The following is a 17,958-nucleotide window of genomic DNA, read 5'->3' as shown; positions in this document are numbered from 1 at the left end:
ATTACTTCGATGTCGCGCTGCGAAAGAAGTCCGCCGGTTGATTTAAAAAATCGTCGATGCGCTCCTGCAGTTGCGTCCAGTCGGGCACCGTCAGGCCGGCGAGATCGGGGATCATCAAACCGGTGCAGTGCGCGGTGATGAACTCGGCACGCTCTTTGTTGGTGGTGAGTTTTTTCATCACTTTGGTGGCGCGCAAGGCGGGCATTTCCAGCGATAGTTCGGTGAGGCTGCGACCGGCCGCGTCGAGGGGCAGCAGCAGATGCACGGGCTCGTCGTGGGACGCCTCCTGGTGTTGATCCAGGAAGAACGCCGCAGGGCGCGTCGACATTTCATGCACGTACTGCGCGATGCTCACGTAGTCCGGGCGCTTGAGTTGGTCGAGCTCTTTTTCCGACAGGCCGGTGGCGAGTTTCGCCAGTTCAAAAAACTGCTCGTCCTCGTCATCACCGGCCCGGGCCAGCGCGTCTTTTTGCGCGGCGTAAAACAACGGCTTGAGTTGAATCTGCTGGATCGTCGCGCCCGTGTCGGCGGTGATCGGGGACAGCAGAATGTGCAGCGGTGGCATCCAGGCCATGGGGCAATTCCTTGGTAAAAAAGTACTCACAAGACAACACCGGTCCATGTGAGAGCGGGCGTGCTCGCGAATGCGGTCTATCAGTCACGCATGTATTGACTGACACTCCGTATTCGCGAGCAACCCCGCCCCCACACTGACAGTGTCCACTTCAGGTGCCGTGAAGGCTTACGGCATCAGCACCGCGCGGCGTGCATCGCCGAGAATGTCGACGCCGTTAAGCACAAACTTCTGGGTGCGCACGTCGATGTCGATCACCGAGATGCCATTTTCCAGACGGTTGTAGGTGCGGCAGGACAATTCCAGGGTGGTGGTGACCTTATCGCCCATCTTCAGCTTCGCCTCGGCCAGGGACTTCAATTTGCCGCCGACGGTGTGGTAGGTGAAGTAGGTCTTGCCGTCCTGGTCTTGCCCGGCTTCACGCACGTTGAGCAAGATGTCGTCACCCAGGCGCACGCCCAGGGCCAACATGATTTCCGGCCCCGCCCCTTGCAGCACCAAAGTGGCGCCGAGCACCTTGCCGCTCTTGGCCATTTCTTCGGCAATAAAGCGCCCGCCGGACATGGCCTCCATGTCGAACTCGATCTTCGGCGGGGTGAACTCCTCCACGGTCGCGGACAACGGCAGGCCTTGAAGGGTGGCCGCAATGGCCTGTCTTACACGGTTGGTAAACATTAGAGAACGTCCTCCAGGAACTGCTCGATGATTTCATCGCGGGCATTGAGTTGATAAATCATGTGTTCGTTTGGCGCGTATCGACCGTAGTCGATGACGATGAACCAGGTGCCGTTCTTGTACTTCTCGACACTGTTCAGTTCCGGGTGCAGGTACACACTGCCGCCGGGAATGGTTTCGTCGGCCACCAGGGTTTGCAGCCAGTCGTTGATGCGCTTGACTTCCTGGTCCATGAAGGACTTGGTGAGGTTCTTGGCCATGGCTTTCTGGCCGGCCTTGACCAGCTTGCGGCTGATCGCATCTTCCAGGCCGACATAGCTGATGAACTTGCCAGTGATGGAGCGGTTACCCAGCAGCGAGAAACCACCGAGGATGGTGCGCGCGTAGTAGCTCACGCCATAACGGTTGAGCAGATCGCCTTCGGTCGAGGTGTCGAGGATGTTGTACTCGACCACGCGGGACACGTCCTCGGCGAACGTCACCTGGTTGCCTGGGCTTTCCCACTGCTTGACCTTGGCCAGTGCAGCAATAGCCAGCGAGGATGGCGACAGGAACACGTTTTTCTTCGCCGCTTTGGAGTACACCGACGGCATGTTGTGCACCAGCAGGCAGCGGTCGAAACCGAGGTCGGCACCGCCCAGCTCGCCGCTGTAGGTCACTTGGTCAGCGACGGACGCATCCTTGCCGTCCAGCACCACACGGGCCTTGATGCGCTTGCCAAAGGCAGCGAACTCACCGGCCACGGCCTTGGTGCCGGTGAAGCCTGGGGCGCCAATGATGGTCAGGTCTTCAGGCACGCTGCTCAAGGCCGCCAGGCCCAGCTTGCGGCCGGTGGTCGGCTCGTTGCCGCCGATCACATTGTTGATCGTATCGGCCGGGGTTGCGCCCTCCTCCACGATCACCACATAGACCGGCACCTTCACCACTTTGAGGATCTGGTAAACCGCCTGAAACAGCGTGCCCGACTCAGCGCCGGTCGGGTCCAGCAGTGCCTGGGTGGTGAAGCTGTTGATGCGGAACGGCGCGTTTTTCGGGATCGACGCGTGGGCATTCGGCGCGGTGCCGACCAGACCGATAACGTTATCGCCCAGGCCACCCATGGCCTCCGGGGATTCAGTGGCATTTACAGTGATGCCGTTGTGCTCGAAGTTAAGAACCTCAGCCATGGTTAGTCAGCCTTCTTGGGGGTGGAGTTGAGGACGCTGGTCAGTTCCAGGCGGCCAGCGGTGCGCAGGGCAGATGCTTCGACGTCGAGCAGGTCCAGCTCCTCGCCGACGGTGGACCAGTGGCCACCTCCGGTGGGGAATGGGATGAGGACGGTGTAGGTTTGGCGGTTGTGCATGGGTGGAATTCTCCGTATGGAAAACGCCAAAGCCCCTACGGGAGGGGCTTTGGAGAGGCGAAAAAAAACCGCTTTCGCGGTGGGTTACTTCAGGAAGGTGGGTAGTACGGGCCAGTCAATCTTCGAAGGTTCTGCCGCCTGCTCTGGGATGTCACGCAAAGCCTTACGATAGGCCGCTATTTCTGCTCGCTGCGCCGCAATTGCAGGATAGTCCGGCAATTGAGTGAAGTCGGTTGAGCGCAATAGTTGATCGCGACGAGCACGAATGGCTGCCCATTCAATTTCAGGCGTCGGCACAGCTATACCTACAGATGGACTCTCATTGCTAGATATTTCAGACATGCTCTATTTCCTTAACTAAAAACGACGGTATCTGCCAACGAAACCTTGGTTTTGAGATCACCCAAATTAAACAGACGACCATTACCCACTCGCATAGTGTCGATACGGACGGTGGTGTAATAAATATTAGGAATCAAAATTCGCATAACAATGTTTCCGTTCGCATCAACGTAAACAGCGGGTGTCATATTGCCAAAGGTTGAAACATTGTGCAGCGTTCGATTCGGTTTATAGCAATACCCGACCAACGTTTCATCGATAATTTTTGCCGTCCCGTAGCTGTAACCTTTGATATTGAACCAGAACATTTCTGCGTTGACATTAAGATTCAACGGAACCTGAAAATGCATATAGACATTGGTACTCGCGCCCAAATCGGTAGACTTAAAATCGCCTATTGCCAATGCTTCATATACGCCTCCCGTACCGTAAACATGCCCTTGAAGAATAGTGCTGCGAATGGTGCCTGGATAGTTCGGGTCTCCCTCGACATCCTTTAGGCTGCGCCACTCGTTGAACTGGGACAAGGCCCCAGCCATTGTCGCATTGATACTACCGATCTTTCCATTGACCGATGTGGTCAAGTTATTCGCCGCTGTCACCAGCGACGCAATAGTCGTTTCTAGACTCACGTTTAAAACTCCTTAACTGTTTACGCCTTAACGGCCAGATTCCAGCGACATCACACGAAACAGCAACTCAGTATGACGCGCCATGTTGTCGATATTCGCCGTCGCTAGCACTGCAATATCCTCCCCCAACAAAATATTGAGGTTGTCACTCCCCACCACAATCGTCACGCTGTCCACCGGCAACGGTGAAATATCCAGCGTAAACTTCTGCAGCACCCGCGCCGCTGCCGCTTTATAGGTCAGCAACTTCCCCGCCACGGAATACACCGCCAGCAAGGTCCCACTGGCGAGGTAAAAACCAAACTCGCCAATCTCATATTCGGCCTCGCCATCAAACAGCGCGGCCATTCTGAGTTGCCGGTTGCTCAGGTCCTCGTAATCCACGATGGCGGCCCGTTGGCGCTCATCACGCAAAGCCACTTCTGTGCCGTCTGGGTTGTAGCGGCCGGTGCCAGCACCGATATGGGTGATTTCGCCTTTCAAACCCTGGTTCTTTGCCTGCAGCACTTCATCCAAACCCTTGGAGGTGAAGCGCACCAGGCGCGTAATGTCATCTGTCATGGCTGCGCCCTGAGGTCGTAGTCGTTAATGGTGAAGTGCCGGGCAAAACCGGCACTATTAAGCCGGGCGGCTAACCCGAATTCAGGCAACACGCCTTCCAACTGCAGCTCGCCATCAGTCAGTGGTGTGTGAGCTGCGCTGCAGAAGGATCCAGTGCTGTGTAGCTTCATGTCGGGCAAAGCACCCGGTTGGCTGTCGTCCAGAATACTCAGCCCCGGATCAGCCGCTGCGGCGAGTCGCAACCCCTGCGAGGTTTCATGCACGATGGTGATCGTCGCCCGGTCGCGTTCGCTTTGTGCCGCGTTGATGCGGCGAATCAGCCGGTTGTGATCACCACTGGACCAACTTCGCCCGATGATCGCCTGTATGTCGAAGGTGTAAGGTAATCCCGACGGACGCTGCTGATACCAGGCGATGATGTTGGGGGTGAATCCAAGTGACTCCACCGCGTAGCTCAATGCTTTGGGCATACCCGCCTGGCGCTGAATCTGCCAGGACAATGCGACCGTCAAACGTTTTTCAGGTTCGCTGGCATCGGCATCCCATTCACTGACGCCTCGGTCGGCGGCCAGGTAAGGCAGAAACTCGCCAGGCGTTTGCAGTGGATTCATCAACACCGGAAACGGCGGAATGACGCGGTCGAGCAATTGCCCGAATCCCAAATCCAGGGCCTTTTCCAACGGTGAGCTGTTGCCAGGTAACAAACTCGCTTTGGGCTCACTCATAGCGTGCGCACCTCCACCTCGACACCCGTGCAATACGGGGCCTGGAAGGCGTTGCTGATAATGGGTTCGAGCGGTTCAACGATTTGCAACTGCGCTGCACCCGCGCTGTGAATCGCGTAGTCGATCCAACTGGGGTCTACCCGCCCCTCGAGGCGATGACAGGATTCTGCATAGTCTTGCAGTAATTTCTGCGCCGCTACCTGAGTGAGCCCCGAGTCCGGACCGGCGTTGATCTTCGCGACCACACGGATTTTGTAGCGCAGGATGTGCGCGCCTTGCACGCTGACCAGATCGGTCTCTGGCCTCACATCCGGCCGTGCGAAATGGCGACGAACGCCGTCAAGCAAATCGGCGGATGGGCTGCCGTCGGCCTCACGAGAAAGCACCGTGACCATCACTTCGCCGGGCGCCGTTCGACGCGCGTTGCCGTCCTTGACCTGCGCCGCGTAGCCGTCCGGGTCAAAGGTGTAGCTGACCGTCACCACGCCCGGCGTGGCACTTTGCACCTTCACCGACGGTCGCTCGCCCAAGGTGAACACCTCGCGGCGATACTGCATCCGCGAGCCGGCTGCCGGTGCATGCGGCGCCAGGTAATAACGCAAGCGAGCGTCGTCGTCACTCTCCAACGTCGGCGGCACCGGCGGAAACGCCGCCGGGTCGCCGGGGTCGAGCACTTGGCGTTCCAGGCCCATATCGGCCAAGCGTGCATCCAGGTTGCTGCCGGTGGCCCACCACGCCAGCATCTGCTTGATACGCGCATTGTATTTGCGTTCGTGGGTTTGCAGACGTACACAAAACGCTTCCAGAGCGAGGGTCAGCAACTCGCTTTCGTTGTCGAGGCTGACCTTCAGTTTGGCCGCGCTTTGCGGTGCTCGGGTGGCGACGTAGTCAACAACGAACGCCTTGAATTCGGCCAGCAGCGGCTCGAACGCATCCACCGCAATGATGGCCGGTTCCGCCAGTTGATTCTGGCCGGGGATCAGCATGCTCATGTCACGACCTCGAAGGTTTGTTGGCGGTTTTTCCAGGTGCCGGCGAAACGCAAGAGCAGGCCGGCGCCTTGGCGGGTGGCGACGATGACTTGGGGTTGAAAATCGCCGATGCCGTTGTGGCTGTTGTAGAACGCTTGCGCGGCGTGGCTTTGGGCGAGGATCAGCAGGTCGTCGCCAAGGTTTTGGCCGAGCAGTTGCGGGATCAGCGAGCCGTACAGTGGGCGTTTCTGCCGAGTGCCCACCGGGGTGGTCAGCGCTCGGGTGGCGCGCTGCACGAATTGCAGCCAGTCATCGACGGCTGCCCCGGTGTTTCGATCGATGCCGAGCATGGAATGTCCTTATCGAGGGCTGATGACGCGGCCTTGATGGTCCACCAGCGGGCCGCTGAAGTGCGCGCCGCCAGCGTCCAGTACCAGGCTGGTGCCGCCGATTTGCAGGGTGATGTTCTGGGCGCTCATGACCAAGCTGGCGGCGCCGACCTTGACGTCTACCTGTTCGCGGGAACCGCTGAATGTGGTGGGGCCGTTGGCCCAGTTGAAGGTGTGGCTGGCGTCGTCATAGTCACTTTGGGTGCCGTCCTGATGGCGCCGCCGGGTCACTGTGGCAACGTCGGAAACTGGCGGAAACTGACGACTGTTGAGGCCGAACAAGGCCACCGACTGACCACCGCCTTCGCCGCCGCCGTAGTTGAGTAACAGGCATTGTTCACCCACGGACGGGATGCGCGTTTCGGTTTGCGCACCCGCGCTGGGGTTGAAAAAACGGATCGCCGGCGTGAGCAAATCACCATGGCTGACCTTGCAGGTATTGCTGGCGGCGTCGACTGACTGACACGTGCCGATCCGACAAAAACTCTCGGCGCGTCGATACAGGTCTTCAAGTTGCGTTTCCATTTCTGCCAGGCGCTCGACAATCGGCCCCAGTTGCATGCGTAACAGCGCGTCGAACATGGGCTACTCCGCCAGGGGTTTGTATTGGTCGGGATCGTCGATGTTCGACACTTCCCAGGTGCGGGCAAACAGCGGCTGGCCGGTAGGATCTGTGAGTAATACCGGCCCGATGTAGACGGTCTGGGTGAAGGAGACAGTCCAGGTGTCGTAGTCCGTTTCTGCTGTTGTTGCAGCAACCGGAGCGGCGACGATATTTATCGGCAAATCGCACTGGGCCAAGGGCAGGCCCCAGCGGTTATCCAGCACCTGGTCCATAAGCTGGCTGGCCAGGTCGCAGGCATCAAACGGCAGCGCACCCGGCGCCACCATGGCCCGGAGCGAAATCGTCAGGGCATGCGCTTTGCGCCCTTCGCGAGAGCGAATGCCTGGGCCATTGCCTTCGACCGTGATCAACACGCTTTTATCCACGGCGCCCTGAAAATCCTGGTGATTGCCAACCTTCAAGTCCGGGAAGGCCGCGTGCAGCGCCGCGCCGATGGCGAGGGGCAGTTGGGAGGTTTTTTCGATAAGGGTCATATTAAGTAGCGTCCTTGCAACGGTTACTGCGGGTCTTGGCCGGAGCCTTGGTTGACCCCGATACGCTTGGCGGCCCAGCGCTCATAAAGGCCGATGGCGACATCGGCACCGGCCATTGCGGTGAGGCAACCAATCGCGCCGGCGGTCCAGATCGACATGCCGGCGGCGTAGCACAGCATCAAGGCTGAAACACCGCAGACCATGCACGCGCCGGAGCGCAGCGCCAGGCGGCGGATCAGCGACCAGCCACGTGCGCCTTCCTTGTCGGCGCGCCACATTTCACCGGACACCCCGCCGATCACTGCCAATACGATGACCAGCCAGATAGGCATTTCCGCTAACGCTTGCTGTTCATTTGTCATGTCACGCCTCCTGGCTGAGCACTCAATAGTCCGTTTTTCATTCACACATGCTTCGATAGGTCGGCATTCCAAAAAGCCCGGTTGCCCGGGCTTTTCAGTAATGATTTCCTCGAACGTTCGGCGCTACTGGCGCGGTACGGTTCTTTCCTCAATGTTTTTCCGACCACGATCCCTGTCTGCCGGATAACTGCTTCTGGTGCTTTACGCTGCACACCCGGGTCAGTTGCCAACCCTCTGAACCGTTAAGGCCGGTTCATCGCTGCCTGTTTTTTTAAAGCGGTGTAACTAAAGAGCGTCGGCATCCTTGCCGGTGTTGCCTGGCATCCCTGCCATCGCTTCGATGGCGTCCTTGCCGATGTTGCGTGCCGTCCTTGTCACTTTCCTTGGCAGCATCCTTGCCGCCTCCACCCCCTTGTTGGCTGGCTTGAGATGGAGAATATGCATGTATGCATATACAGTCAATGCACAAATGCATTTATTTTTCCCCATGAAATGCACGAATGCATTTAAATCCTTGCGGGTGAAGGGTTTAACGGTTTTTTGCAGGCGAAAAAAAGCCCGCTCGGTGGCGGGCTTTGTCTTACGCAAGGAGGTTAACGGGCGTACATGCCCCACCAGAACACATGACCGAGGATGCTGATTTGCTCATCCTGGATATCCTGGAAGCTGTAATCTTCGTCCGGGTGCTCATCGCGATTAAAGCTGCGCAGACGAATGCCGGAAGGCAGGCGGTAGAGCTGTTTGACCCGCAATTGGCCATTGTGATTGATCGCATACAGGTCGCCATCAACGATATCGCCAATGCCGCTCTTGCCCGCATTCACCCCCACCGTCGCGCCATCGCGCAGCACCGGCAACATGCTGTTGCCGCGCACCGTCACACACTTGGCCTGGTCGAACTGCACACCGTTATGGCGAAGGCTGCGCTTGCCGAACCGCAGGCTGGCCTTCTCGCTTTCCTCGATGACGAATCTTCCTGATCCAGCAGCCAATTCAACCTCGCGCAGAAAGGGGATCGACACCTCGTCATCATTAACGGGCGTGTCGTCATCCCACAGGCTTATGTCCTTGAGTTCCGAATGCATCGGGTCACGCCCGTCATCGCGCAAAGCGCCCACGGCTGCACGCCCACGCAAGTGGTCGGTGCTGACGCGGAAGTATTCGGCGATGCGGGAGATGTGCTTGTCCGACGGATCAACGATCTTGCCGCTGAGGATCCGTGACAACGTGGATTGAGGCACGCCGGTACGCCGGTGAAGCTCCGTGGGGGAGATCCGGTCGCGGTCCAGCAATTCTCTTAAGACGATAGAAACGTTGCGTTTTTGCATAACGGGGATAATGGCGGGAGTTTTGGGGGTTGGCAAATGCTAAATTGCATATTTTATGCAAAATAAGGATGTGTTAAGTGAAGTTTCGCCCCGTCGCGATGCTTTAACCGAGTGATAGTCTTTGACACACCGCTGGAGCAGATGGGGATGCTTTTGATGGAACACACCGCATTTCACGACACCGACAGGATGACACCCGCGGAAATCGAGATTTCAGAAGAAGCACTGCGTTTTGCGCGCTCAAATAAAAAGTCAATTGCCAGACGCCTGACAGACAAAGCGATCTATCCGTCGGAGGAGTCGCCAGTTTCCGTCTTCATGGCAGGATCGCCCGGCGCAGAAAAAACAGAGGCATCGATTGCTCTTGTAAATCTATTCGCCGACACCCCAATTCTGCGAATCGACCCTGATGAACTTCGCAACGAATTTGCCGCTTACAAGGGGCCCAATTCGTGGTTTTTCCAACGAGGGGTATCGATTTGGGTCGAAAAAATAATTGATCAAGCACTGAATCAACGACAGTTCCTGCTACTCGACGGCACCTTTTCGAATCTCAAAGTCGCCAGAAGTAATGTTGAACGCTCATTGAAAAAGGGAAGATTCGTACAGATCTTATACGCATATCAAGACCCCATGCTCGCTTGGGATTTCGTGAAAGCTCGCGAGGAGGCCGAAGGCAGAAGAATTCATAAAGAGCATTTCATCGAGCAATACTTTGCAGCGCGTGACGTAGTGAATGCCCTTAAGCTAGAGTATCGAGGCGACGTTCATGTGGATTTGCTCATCAAGCATATCGACAACTCTGGACCGCTTTACAAACCGGGCGTGGATAAGATTGGCTACCATATCCCTGAGCAGCATACGCGGGCCGATCTAGAGGCCAGGCTCGGGCCACCATCAGGTGCGCATTGATGATTTCGATCAAGCTGGGCTTGTCCAAAGGCGCAAAAAGCTCTTTTGCCGACTTTATTCGTGACGCAAAATCCGATCAGAAAAAACGCGTTTACAGCGAAGTTCTGACCGAGGCTACCAAGCAGCAGAATCTCGTGATGATGAAAGCAGAGGCGAAAAGAGCCTGATTGCTTCCCACACCGCTTTCTGAAGCCCGGCACTGTGCTGGGCTTTTTATTGGGCCAACTTATTAGTTGGCCCTAGAAGACACGTTTATTATCCATGGCCCAATGTGCTTTTCGACAGCAGCATAGCGACATATCCATTTCCCCAGTTGCACCCACCCAACCACCACGCCGCCCTCCCCTCCGTCGCTGCCAGTTCAGCTTCAGCGACCGGGCCTGATAACCCGTCTAGATGCAGGCGCCAAAAGCGCCACGCATTCGTTCAACAACGAACGTGGTAGCTCTCAACCGACTATGGGAGTTTTACCGATGACCGCTACAGATCCATCCGCATTAACCACCCTCGGCGTCACGCCCTTCTCCTTCCACTCCGACCAACCGCTATTTCGCGTCAACAGCGGCGTCTCCCTGCACGAAGCTTTACACCACGCCTCGGACCTCCTCCACGTCGCCAAGCAACTCGCCGAAGATGCGGCCATGACCAAAGAGACGGACCGTTACGCCTGGGCGTCGCATTACTTGCAGGAGATGGTCAAGGCCGTGGTTGATGATGTGGTGAAGGTGTTGGATTCGCCCGGTAACCTTCAGTAAGGGGCGAATCCAACACGGGCGCGGCGCCTGATTCCGATCAGTTAAGCGATAGCACAAGCACCGCGAACCCGTGGCGAGGGAGCTTGCTCCCTCGCCACGGGTTCGGTGTTCCTTACTGAGTGTTCATCCTTAATAGTGATGGCCATTGGGCGTTGCGCCATTTTTGGCTTTTACCTGGCTGTTTGTGACCTGCGGACCCTTGACCTCGCGTGTTAACCTTGCCGCCATCGCAAAATTAGCAGGGCCAAGCGCCCCATCTTTGCCCCACTCCTTTTAACGAATTTGCTAACTATCTGATGAGTAAAAACACCTCCGATCTGTCCTCCCACACGCCAATGATGCAGCAGTACTGGCGTCTGAAAAACCAGCACCCTGATCAGTTGATGTTCTATCGCATGGGCGACTTCTACGAGATCTTCTATGAAGACGCGAAGAAGGCCGCCAAGCTGCTGGACATCACCTTGACCGCGCGCGGGCAGTCGGCGGGGCAGTCGATTCCGATGTGTGGGATTCCTTACCATTCGTTGGAGGGCTACCTGGTCAAGCTGGTGAAGCTGGGCGAGTCGGTGGTGATCTGTGAGCAGATCGGCGACCCGGCCACCAGCAAAGGGCCCGTTGAACGTCAGGTGGTGCGCATTATTACGCCGGGCACGGTGAGTGATGAGGCGTTGCTGGACGAGCGTCGCGACAATTTGATTGCCGCCGTTTTGGGTGATGAGCGTTTGTTCGGCCTGTCGGTCCTGGATATCACCAGCGGTAATTTCAGCGTGCTGGAGATCAAGGGCTGGGAGAACCTGCTGGCGGAACTTGAGCGTATCAATCCGGTGGAGTTGTTGATTCCGGATGATTGGCCAAAGGATTTGCCGGCGGAGAAGCGTCGCGGGACCAAGCGCCGCGCGCCGTGGGATTTCGAGCGTGATTCGGCGCTGAAAAGTCTGTGCCAGCAATTCTCGGTGCAGGACCTTAAAGGCTTTGGTTGCGAAACACTGACCCTGGCCATCGGCGCCGCCGGTTGCCTGCTCAGCTATGCCAAGGAAACCCAGCGCACCGCCCTGCCGCATTTACGCAGCCTGCGCCATGAACGCCTGGATGACACCGTGGTACTCGATGGCGCCAGCCGTCGCAACCTGGAACTGGACACCAACCTGGCCGGTGGTCGCGACAACACGCTGCAATCAGTGGTCGACCGTTGCCAGACCGCCATGGGCAGCCGTTTGCTGACCCGCTGGCTGAACCGTCCGTTGCGCGACCTGACCGTGCTGCAAGCGCGTCAGACGTCTATTACCTGCCTGCTGGATGGCTATCGCTTCGAAAAGCTGCAGCCACAGCTGAAGGAAATCGGCGATATCGAGCGCATCCTGGCGCGGATCGGCCTGCGCAATGCGCGACCCCGTGACCTGGCGCGCCTGCGCGATGCCTTGAGCGCGCTGCCACAGCTGCAAGTGGCGATGACCGAACTGGACACGCCGCACCTGCAACAACTTGCCGTGACGGCCGGCACCTACCCGGACCTGGCAGCGCTGCTGGAAAAGGCCATCATCGATAACCCGCCAGCGATCATCCGTGACGGCGGCGTGCTGAAAACCGGTTACGACAGCGAACTGGATGAGCTGCAGTCGCTGAGCGAAAACGCCGGGCAGTTCCTGATTGACCTCGAAGCCCGCGAAAAAGCCCGCACCGGCCTGGCCAACTTGAAGGTCGGCTACAACCGCGTGCACGGCTACTTTATTGAGTTGCCGAGCAAGCAGGCCGAGTCGGCGCCGATCGACTATCAACGTCGCCAAACCCTTAAAGGTGCCGAGCGCTTTATCACGCCGGAACTCAAAGAGTTCGAAGACAAGGCGCTATCGGCCAAGAGCCGTGCCCTGGCACGGGAAAAGATGCTCTATGAGGCGTTGCTCGAAGATCTGATCAGCCGCCTGGCGCCATTGCAGGACACCGCCGCCGCCCTGGCGGAACTGGACGTGTTGAGCAACCTGGCCGAGCGGGCGCTGAACCTTGATTTGAACTGCCCGCGGTTTGTCAGCGAGCCGTGCATGCGTATCGAGCAGGGCCGCCACCCGGTGGTGGAGCAGGTGTTGACCACGCCGTTCGTCGCCAACGACCTGTCGCTGGACGACGATACCCGCATGCTGGTGATTACCGGTCCGAACATGGGCGGTAAATCCACTTACATGCGTCAGACCGCATTGATTGTGTTGCTGGCGCATATCGGCAGCTTTGTGCCGGCAGCCAGTTGCGAATTGTCGCTGGTGGACCGCATTTTCACGCGGATCGGCTCCAGCGATGACCTGGCCGGTGGCCGTTCGACCTTTATGGTGGAAATGAGCGAAACCGCCAACATCTTGCACAACGCCACTGAGCGCAGCCTGGTGCTGATGGACGAAGTCGGTCGCGGCACCAGCACCTTCGACGGCCTGTCGCTGGCATGGGCAGCAGCCGAGCGGCTGGCGCATCTGCGCGCCTACACGCTGTTTGCCACCCACTATTTTGAGCTGACGGTGCTGCCGGAAAGCGAGCCGTTGGTGGCCAACGTGCACCTCAATGCGACCGAGCACAACGAGCGTATCGTGTTCCTGCACCATGTGCTGCCAGGGCCGGCGAGCCAGAGTTACGGCTTGGCTGTGGCGCAGTTGGCCGGTGTGCCGAGCGAGGTGATTACCCGTGCCCGCGAGCACCTGAGCCGCCTGGAAGAAACCGCGCTGCCCCACGAGATTCCCGTGGCCAGCCCGGCCAAAGCCAGCACCAAACCCAGCGCGCCGCATCAAAGCGATATGTTCGCCAGCCTGCCCCATCCGGTGCTGGATGAGTTGGCCAAGCTTGACCTGGACGACGTGACGCCGCGCAAAGCGCTCGAAATGTTATATGCACTGAAGACTCGGATATAACGCAGACGCTTGCAAGCTGATAGAATCTCGCGCGGTTTGGGATGCTGCGGGCTTTTAGCCTGGCCTGCAGACTATCGCTCCCGAACCTCGCGAGCCCCACCATAAGGGGTTTCGCTGCCGCCGCCTGAGGAGAAAATTAGAAATGACCTTCGTCGTTACCGACAACTGCATCAAGTGCAAGTACACCGACTGCGTCGAAGTGTGTCCGGTGGACTGCTTCTACGAAGGCCCGAATTTCCTGGTTATCCACCCGGATGAGTGCATCGACTGCGCCCTGTGTGAACCAGAATGCCCGGCCGTCGCTATTTTCTCCGAGGACGAAGTCCCGGCAGAGATGCAGGAATTCATTCAGTTGAACGTCGATCTGGCGGAAATCTGGCCGAATATTACTGAGCGTAAAGATCCGATGCCGGATGCAGCGGAGTGGGATGGCAAGAAAGGCAAGATTGCCCAACTCGAGCGCTAAAAGCGCCGCCGCCCAATAAAAAAGGCCCCTTGCGGGCCTTTTTGCATTTCCACAGGGTAGGTTTCACTTTCCTGCAGACGAAAAAAGGGGCGGTATGACCCGCCCACATTTTTTCCCTAGTCCCTGTATTCCTTTTCATCATCCTGATGAATCGCATCCTGCGACGTTCCCTAACCATCGTTCCTTGATGGCTGTGTCAATCCGTGGACACAGGGCTGATCTTAGAGAGTTCCGAGGGAAGTTCAACGGGATCCAAGCTGCACAAAGGCAGAATTGAACGCCTGGTCAAGTATAAATAACTGTTATTTTTCAACCAGATAGAAAAATCTCTCGATATTTCGGGATGTCTATGGCCGGTAAAAAACCCAAACACTTACGAAAAAGTAAGCGAATGCTTACACGCGCAATTGCGTAAATGAGTCATTGAGAACCGTTGACTGATCAGCAGGCATAAAAAAGCCCCGACAAGGTCGAGGCTTTTTTCCTTCAACCGGAATCAGTCGTCGCTGACCGTGATGGTCGGCATCGCCGGAGCCGCGGCTTCCTGCAGGACGATCCGCGCGCCGACGTGACGAGCCAGCTCCTGGTAGATCATAGCGATTGGCCCATCGGGTTCGGCCGCCACGGTGGGCTTGCCACCATCGGCCTGTTGACGAATTTCCATCGCCAACGGCAACGAGGCGAGCAATTCGACACCATACTGGGTCGCCAGCTTCTCGCCGCCGCCTTCGCCAAACAGGTGCTCGGCATGCCCGCAGTTGGAGCAGATATGCACCGCCATGTTTTCCACGACGCCCAGCACCGGGATATTGACCTTGCGGAACATCTCCACGCCTTTCTTCGCGTCGAGCAACGCCAGGTCCTGTGGGGTGGTCACGATCACCGAGCCGGCCACCGGGACTTTCTGCGCCAGGGTCAATTGGATATCACCGGTGCCCGGCGGCATGTCGATCACCAGGTAATCCAGGTCGCCCCAGGCGGTCTGGGTGACCAATTGCAGCAGCGCGCCGGAGACCATCGGCCCGCGCCAGACCATCGGCGTGTTGTCATCGGTCAGGAAGGCCATGGACATGACCTCCACGCCCATCGACTCAATCGGCACGAACCATTTCTGGTCCTTGACCTTCGGTCGGGTGCCTTCGGCGATGCCGAACATCACACCTTGGCTCGGGCCATAGATGTCGGCGTCGAGAATCCCCACGCGGGCGCCTTCACGGGCCAGGGCCAGGGCCAGGTTGGCCGCCGTGGTGGACTTACCCACGCCACCCTTGCCGGACGCCACGGCGATCACGTTCTTGACGTTGGCCAGGCCCGGGATCTGCGCCTGGGCCTTGTGCGGGGCGATCACGCACTGAATGTCGACCTTGGCCGAACGCACGCCGTCCAGGCCCTCGATGGCCATTTGCAGCATCTGCGACCAGCCGCTCTTGAACAGGCCTGCGGCATAGCCCAGTTGCAACTGAACCGAAACCTGGTCGCCCTGGACCTCAATGGCACGTACACAGCCGGCACTGACCGGGTCCTGGTTCAAATAGGGGTCGGTGTATTGGCGAAGAACGGCTTCCACCGCTGCGCGATTGACGGCGCTCATGGGCTACTCCCGAAAAAAGACTGACTGAAACAGGCGGCTATCCTAACCGTTCCGGGCGCCCAACGGCATGCTTTCGCAGGCCTGGGAAGATTCAGAAACAGCACCACGGGGTGAAATATATTTCCCGGCGCTTTATAGTGGCCGACCTCCGTTTCATCAAGTAGCCGAGCCCCATGTCCGAGCCACGCAAGATCCTCGTCACCAGCGCCCTGCCCTATGCCAATGGTTCCATCCATCTTGGCCATATGCTTGAGTACATCCAGACCGATATGTGGGTGCGCTTCCAGAAGCATCGCGGCAATCAATGCATTTATGTCTGCGCGGACGACGCCCACGGATCGGCCATCATGTTGCGCGCCGAAAAGGAAGGGATCACCCCGGAACAACTGATCGCCAATGTGCAGGCTGAACACAGCGCCGACTTTGCCGAGTTCCTGGTGGATTTCGACAACTTCCATTCGACCCACTCCGACGAAAACCGCGAGCTGTCGAGCCAGATCTACACACGCTTGCGCGACGCCGGGCACATTGCCACGCGTTCGATCACGCAGTATTTCGACCCGGAAAAGAAAATGTTCCTGGCCGACCGCTTCATCAAGGGCACCTGCCCCAAATGCGGCACTGAAGACCAGTACGGCGACAACTGCGAGAAGTGTGGCGCCACCTACGCACCGACTGACCTGAAGAACCCGCGGTCGGCTATCTCCGGCGCCATCCCGGTGCTCAAGGATTCCCAGCACTTCTTCTTCAAGCTCCCGGATTTCCAGCAGATGCTGCAAACCTGGACCCGCAGCGGCACGCTGCAGGAGGCCGTGGCCAACAAGATCGCCGAATGGCTGGATGCCGGCCTGCAACAGTGGGACATTTCCCGCGATGCACCGTACTTCGGTTTCGAGATCCCGGGCGAGCCAGGCAAGTATTTCTACGTGTGGCTGGACGCGCCGATCGGCTACATGGCCAGTTTCAAGAACCTGTGCGACCGCACGCCGGAGCTGGACTTCGATGCCTTCTGGGCCAAGGACTCCACCGCCGAGCTGCACCACTTCATCGGCAAGGACATCGTCAACTTCCACGCCCTGTTCTGGCCGGCGATGCTTGAAGGCTCGGGCTACCGTAAACCGACCGGCATTGCCGTGCATGGCTACTTGACGGTCAACGGCCAGAAAATGTCCAAGTCCCGTGGCACCTTTATCAAGGCGCGCACGTACCTGGACCACCTGTCGCCGGAATACCTGCGCTACTACTACGCATCCAAACTGGGCCGTGGCGTCGACGACCTGGACCTGAACCTGGAAGACTTCGTACAGAAGGTCAACTCGGACCTGGTCGGCAAAGTCGTCAACATCGCCAGCCGTTGCGCCGGGTTTATCCATAAGGGTAATGCCGGGCTGCTGGTGGCAGAAAACGCCGCACCGGAGCTGACCGAAGCGTTCCTGGCTGCCGCGCCAAGCATTGCCGACGCCTATGAAGCCCGCGACTTTGCGCGCGCCATGCGCGAGATCATGGGCCTGGCCGACCGTGCCAACGCCTGGATCGCCGACAAGGCGCCATGGTCGCTGAACAAGCAGGAAGGCAAGCAGGCGGAAGTCCAGGCGATCTGCGCCACAGGCGTCAACCTGTTCCGCCAGTTGGTGATCTTCCTCAAACCGGTGCTGCCGCTGCTGGCCGCCGATGCCGAGGCGTTCCTCAACGTTGCGCCACTGACCTGGAACGACCACGCCACCTTGCTCAGCAACCATCAGTTAAACGAGTTCAAGCCGTTGATGACGCGTATCGACCCAGTGAAAGTGCAGGCCATGACCGATGCTTCGAAAGAAGACCTGGTCGCCAGCCAGACCGACACCGGCGAAGCGGCACCGGCGGGCAATGGTGAATTGGCCAAGGACCCGATTTCCGCGGAAATCGACTTCGACGCCTTTGCCGCCGTGGACCTGCGTGTTGCGCTGATCGTCAAGGCCGAAGCCGTGGAAGGTGCCGACAAGCTGCTGCGCCTCACCCTCGACCTCGGTGGCGAGCAACGCAACGTGTTCTCCGGGATCAAAAGTGCTTATCCGGACCCGTCCAAGCTCGATGGTCGCCTGACCATGATGATCGCCAACCTCAAGCCACGGAAAATGAAGTTCGGCATTTCCGAAGGCATGGTGATGGCGGCTGGCCCTGGCGGCGAAGAAATCTACTTGCTGAGCCCGGACAGCGGCGCCAAGCCGGGTCAACGCATCAAGTAAAACAGCCTGGTGTGAGGGCTGTTGTGACAGGCGGGCTTGCCCGCGTTGTGGCACGCAGCAGCCCTAAACCGAGCACCCGGCGTCATCGGTGTAAAATGCAGTGGCCCTCAATGGGGCCGCTT

22 protein-coding genes are annotated in these 17,958 nt (G+C 58.3%); 6 read left to right on the top strand and 16 right to left on the bottom strand.

All coding sequences use genetic code 11. The features are described from left to right. Nucleotide 1: 1 nt before the first annotated feature. From CPH89_RS16975 to CPH89_RS16910, 15 genes are all read right to left on the bottom strand, one after another. The gene (locus CPH89_RS16975; protein ID WP_053254670.1) at nt 2-574 is read right to left on the bottom strand and encodes a phage tail assembly protein; all 573 of its coding nucleotides are present in this window, start codon (nt 572-574) and stop codon (nt 2-4) included. 168 nt (nt 575-742) lie between these two features. Beyond that, on the bottom strand, nt 743-1,249 hold the full coding sequence (locus tag CPH89_RS16970) for a phage major tail tube protein (protein WP_053254669.1): 507 nt from the start codon (nt 1,247-1,249) through the stop codon (nt 743-745). Beyond that, nucleotides 1,249-2,415 (bottom strand): phage tail sheath protein, encoded by a 1,167-nt coding sequence (locus CPH89_RS16965; protein WP_053254668.1) that lies wholly within the window; start codon nt 2,413-2,415, stop codon nt 1,249-1,251. Before CPH89_RS16965 ends, CPH89_RS16970 begins: the two co-directional genes overlap by 1 nt. Before the next feature lie 2 nt (nt 2,416-2,417). Further along, a complete protein-coding gene (locus CPH89_RS30385; protein ID WP_167422742.1) occupies nt 2,418-2,591 on the bottom strand; it encodes a hypothetical protein in 174 nt (57 codons plus the stop codon). An 84-nt stretch (nt 2,592-2,675) separates the two neighbouring features. Continuing rightward, complete coding sequence (locus tag CPH89_RS16960; RefSeq protein ID WP_073637230.1) at nt 2,676-2,933, bottom strand: tail fiber assembly protein; 258 nt, start codon at nt 2,931-2,933, stop codon at nt 2,676-2,678. Between the two features lie 11 nt (nt 2,934-2,944). Next, on the bottom strand, nt 2,945-3,565 hold the full coding sequence (locus CPH89_RS16955) for a hypothetical protein (protein ID WP_053254667.1): 621 nt from the start codon (nt 3,563-3,565) through the stop codon (nt 2,945-2,947). Nucleotides 3,566-3,592: 27 nt separating this feature from the next. Beyond that, nucleotides 3,593-4,126 (bottom strand): phage tail protein, encoded by a 534-nt coding sequence (locus CPH89_RS16950; RefSeq protein ID WP_053254666.1) that lies wholly within the window; start codon nt 4,124-4,126, stop codon nt 3,593-3,595. Next, complete coding sequence (locus tag CPH89_RS16945) at nt 4,123-4,851, bottom strand: phage tail protein I (RefSeq protein WP_053254665.1); 729 nt, start codon at nt 4,849-4,851, stop codon at nt 4,123-4,125. Before CPH89_RS16945 ends, CPH89_RS16950 begins: the two co-directional genes overlap by 4 nt. Further along, on the bottom strand, nt 4,848-5,843 hold the full coding sequence (locus CPH89_RS16940) for a baseplate J/gp47 family protein (RefSeq protein ID WP_053254664.1): 996 nt from the start codon (nt 5,841-5,843) through the stop codon (nt 4,848-4,850). The genes CPH89_RS16945 and CPH89_RS16940 overlap by 4 nt, the downstream gene beginning before the upstream one ends. After that, nucleotides 5,840-6,172: a hypothetical protein gene (locus CPH89_RS16935; protein WP_053254663.1), complete on the bottom strand. Its 333-nt coding sequence runs from the start codon at nt 6,170-6,172 to the stop codon at nt 5,840-5,842. Before CPH89_RS16935 ends, CPH89_RS16940 begins: the two co-directional genes overlap by 4 nt. A gap of 9 nt (nt 6,173-6,181) precedes the next feature. Next, complete coding sequence (locus tag CPH89_RS16930) at nt 6,182-6,793, bottom strand: phage baseplate assembly protein V (protein WP_053254662.1); 612 nt, start codon at nt 6,791-6,793, stop codon at nt 6,182-6,184. A gap of 3 nt (nt 6,794-6,796) precedes the next feature. Beyond that, complete coding sequence (locus CPH89_RS16925) at nt 6,797-7,309, bottom strand: hypothetical protein (RefSeq protein ID WP_053254661.1); 513 nt, start codon at nt 7,307-7,309, stop codon at nt 6,797-6,799. A gap of 23 nt (nt 7,310-7,332) precedes the next feature. Next, nucleotides 7,333-7,671, bottom strand: a complete 339-nt coding sequence (locus CPH89_RS16920) for a phage holin family protein (protein WP_053254660.1) — start codon at nt 7,669-7,671, stop codon at nt 7,333-7,335. Between the two features lie 285 nt (nt 7,672-7,956). Next, the gene (locus CPH89_RS16915; protein ID WP_141125153.1) at nt 7,957-8,259 is read right to left on the bottom strand and encodes a hypothetical protein; all 303 of its coding nucleotides are present in this window, start codon (nt 8,257-8,259) and stop codon (nt 7,957-7,959) included. Between the two features lie 5 nt (nt 8,260-8,264). Then, nucleotides 8,265-8,999, bottom strand: a complete 735-nt coding sequence (locus CPH89_RS16910) for a LexA family transcriptional regulator (RefSeq protein ID WP_073637233.1) — start codon at nt 8,997-8,999, stop codon at nt 8,265-8,267. Between the two features lie 189 nt (nt 9,000-9,188). On the opposite strand from CPH89_RS16910, the gene CPH89_RS16905 reads away from it, so the two are divergent. The 5 genes from CPH89_RS16905 to fdxA all read left to right on the top strand — a co-directional run bounded on the left by CPH89_RS16905 (nt 9,189) and on the right by fdxA (nt 14,020). Beyond that, nucleotides 9,189-9,911: a zeta toxin family protein gene (locus CPH89_RS16905; protein WP_053255347.1), complete on the top strand. Its 723-nt coding sequence runs from the start codon at nt 9,189-9,191 to the stop codon at nt 9,909-9,911. Next, entirely contained in the window at nt 9,911-10,078 is a 168-nt protein-coding gene (locus CPH89_RS30380; protein ID WP_167422741.1) for a hypothetical protein, read from the top strand. The genes CPH89_RS16905 and CPH89_RS30380 overlap by 1 nt, the downstream gene beginning before the upstream one ends. A 306-nt stretch (nt 10,079-10,384) precedes the next feature. Then, a complete protein-coding gene (locus CPH89_RS16900) occupies nt 10,385-10,666 on the top strand; it encodes a DUF3077 domain-containing protein (RefSeq protein WP_053254658.1) in 282 nt (93 codons plus the stop codon). A 296-nt stretch (nt 10,667-10,962) separates the two neighbouring features. Then, on the top strand, nt 10,963-13,554 hold the full coding sequence (gene mutS, locus CPH89_RS16895; protein ID WP_053254657.1) for a DNA mismatch repair protein MutS: 2,592 nt from the start codon (nt 10,963-10,965) through the stop codon (nt 13,552-13,554). Between the two features lie 142 nt (nt 13,555-13,696). After that, a complete protein-coding gene (gene fdxA / locus CPH89_RS16890) occupies nt 13,697-14,020 on the top strand; it encodes a ferredoxin FdxA (RefSeq protein WP_053254656.1) in 324 nt (107 codons plus the stop codon). 496 nt (nt 14,021-14,516) lie between these two features. Here the strand turns inward: fdxA and apbC are convergent, their stop codons facing one another. After that, complete coding sequence (apbC, locus tag CPH89_RS16880; protein WP_053254655.1) at nt 14,517-15,611, bottom strand: iron-sulfur cluster carrier protein ApbC; 1,095 nt, start codon at nt 15,609-15,611, stop codon at nt 14,517-14,519. A 173-nt stretch (nt 15,612-15,784) separates the two neighbouring features. On the opposite strand from apbC, the gene metG reads away from it, so the two are divergent. After that, entirely contained in the window at nt 15,785-17,836 is a 2,052-nt protein-coding gene (gene metG, locus CPH89_RS16875; RefSeq protein ID WP_053254654.1) for a methionine--tRNA ligase, read from the top strand. Nucleotides 17,837-17,958: the final 122 nt, after the last annotated feature.

This window comes from Pseudomonas fluorescens (assembly GCF_900215245.1).
Taxonomy (GTDB): domain Bacteria; phylum Pseudomonadota; class Gammaproteobacteria; order Pseudomonadales; family Pseudomonadaceae; genus Aquipseudomonas; species Aquipseudomonas fluorescens.
Note: the sequence above shows the minus strand (reverse complement) of the source record. Positions and strands in the feature narration are given on the sequence as shown.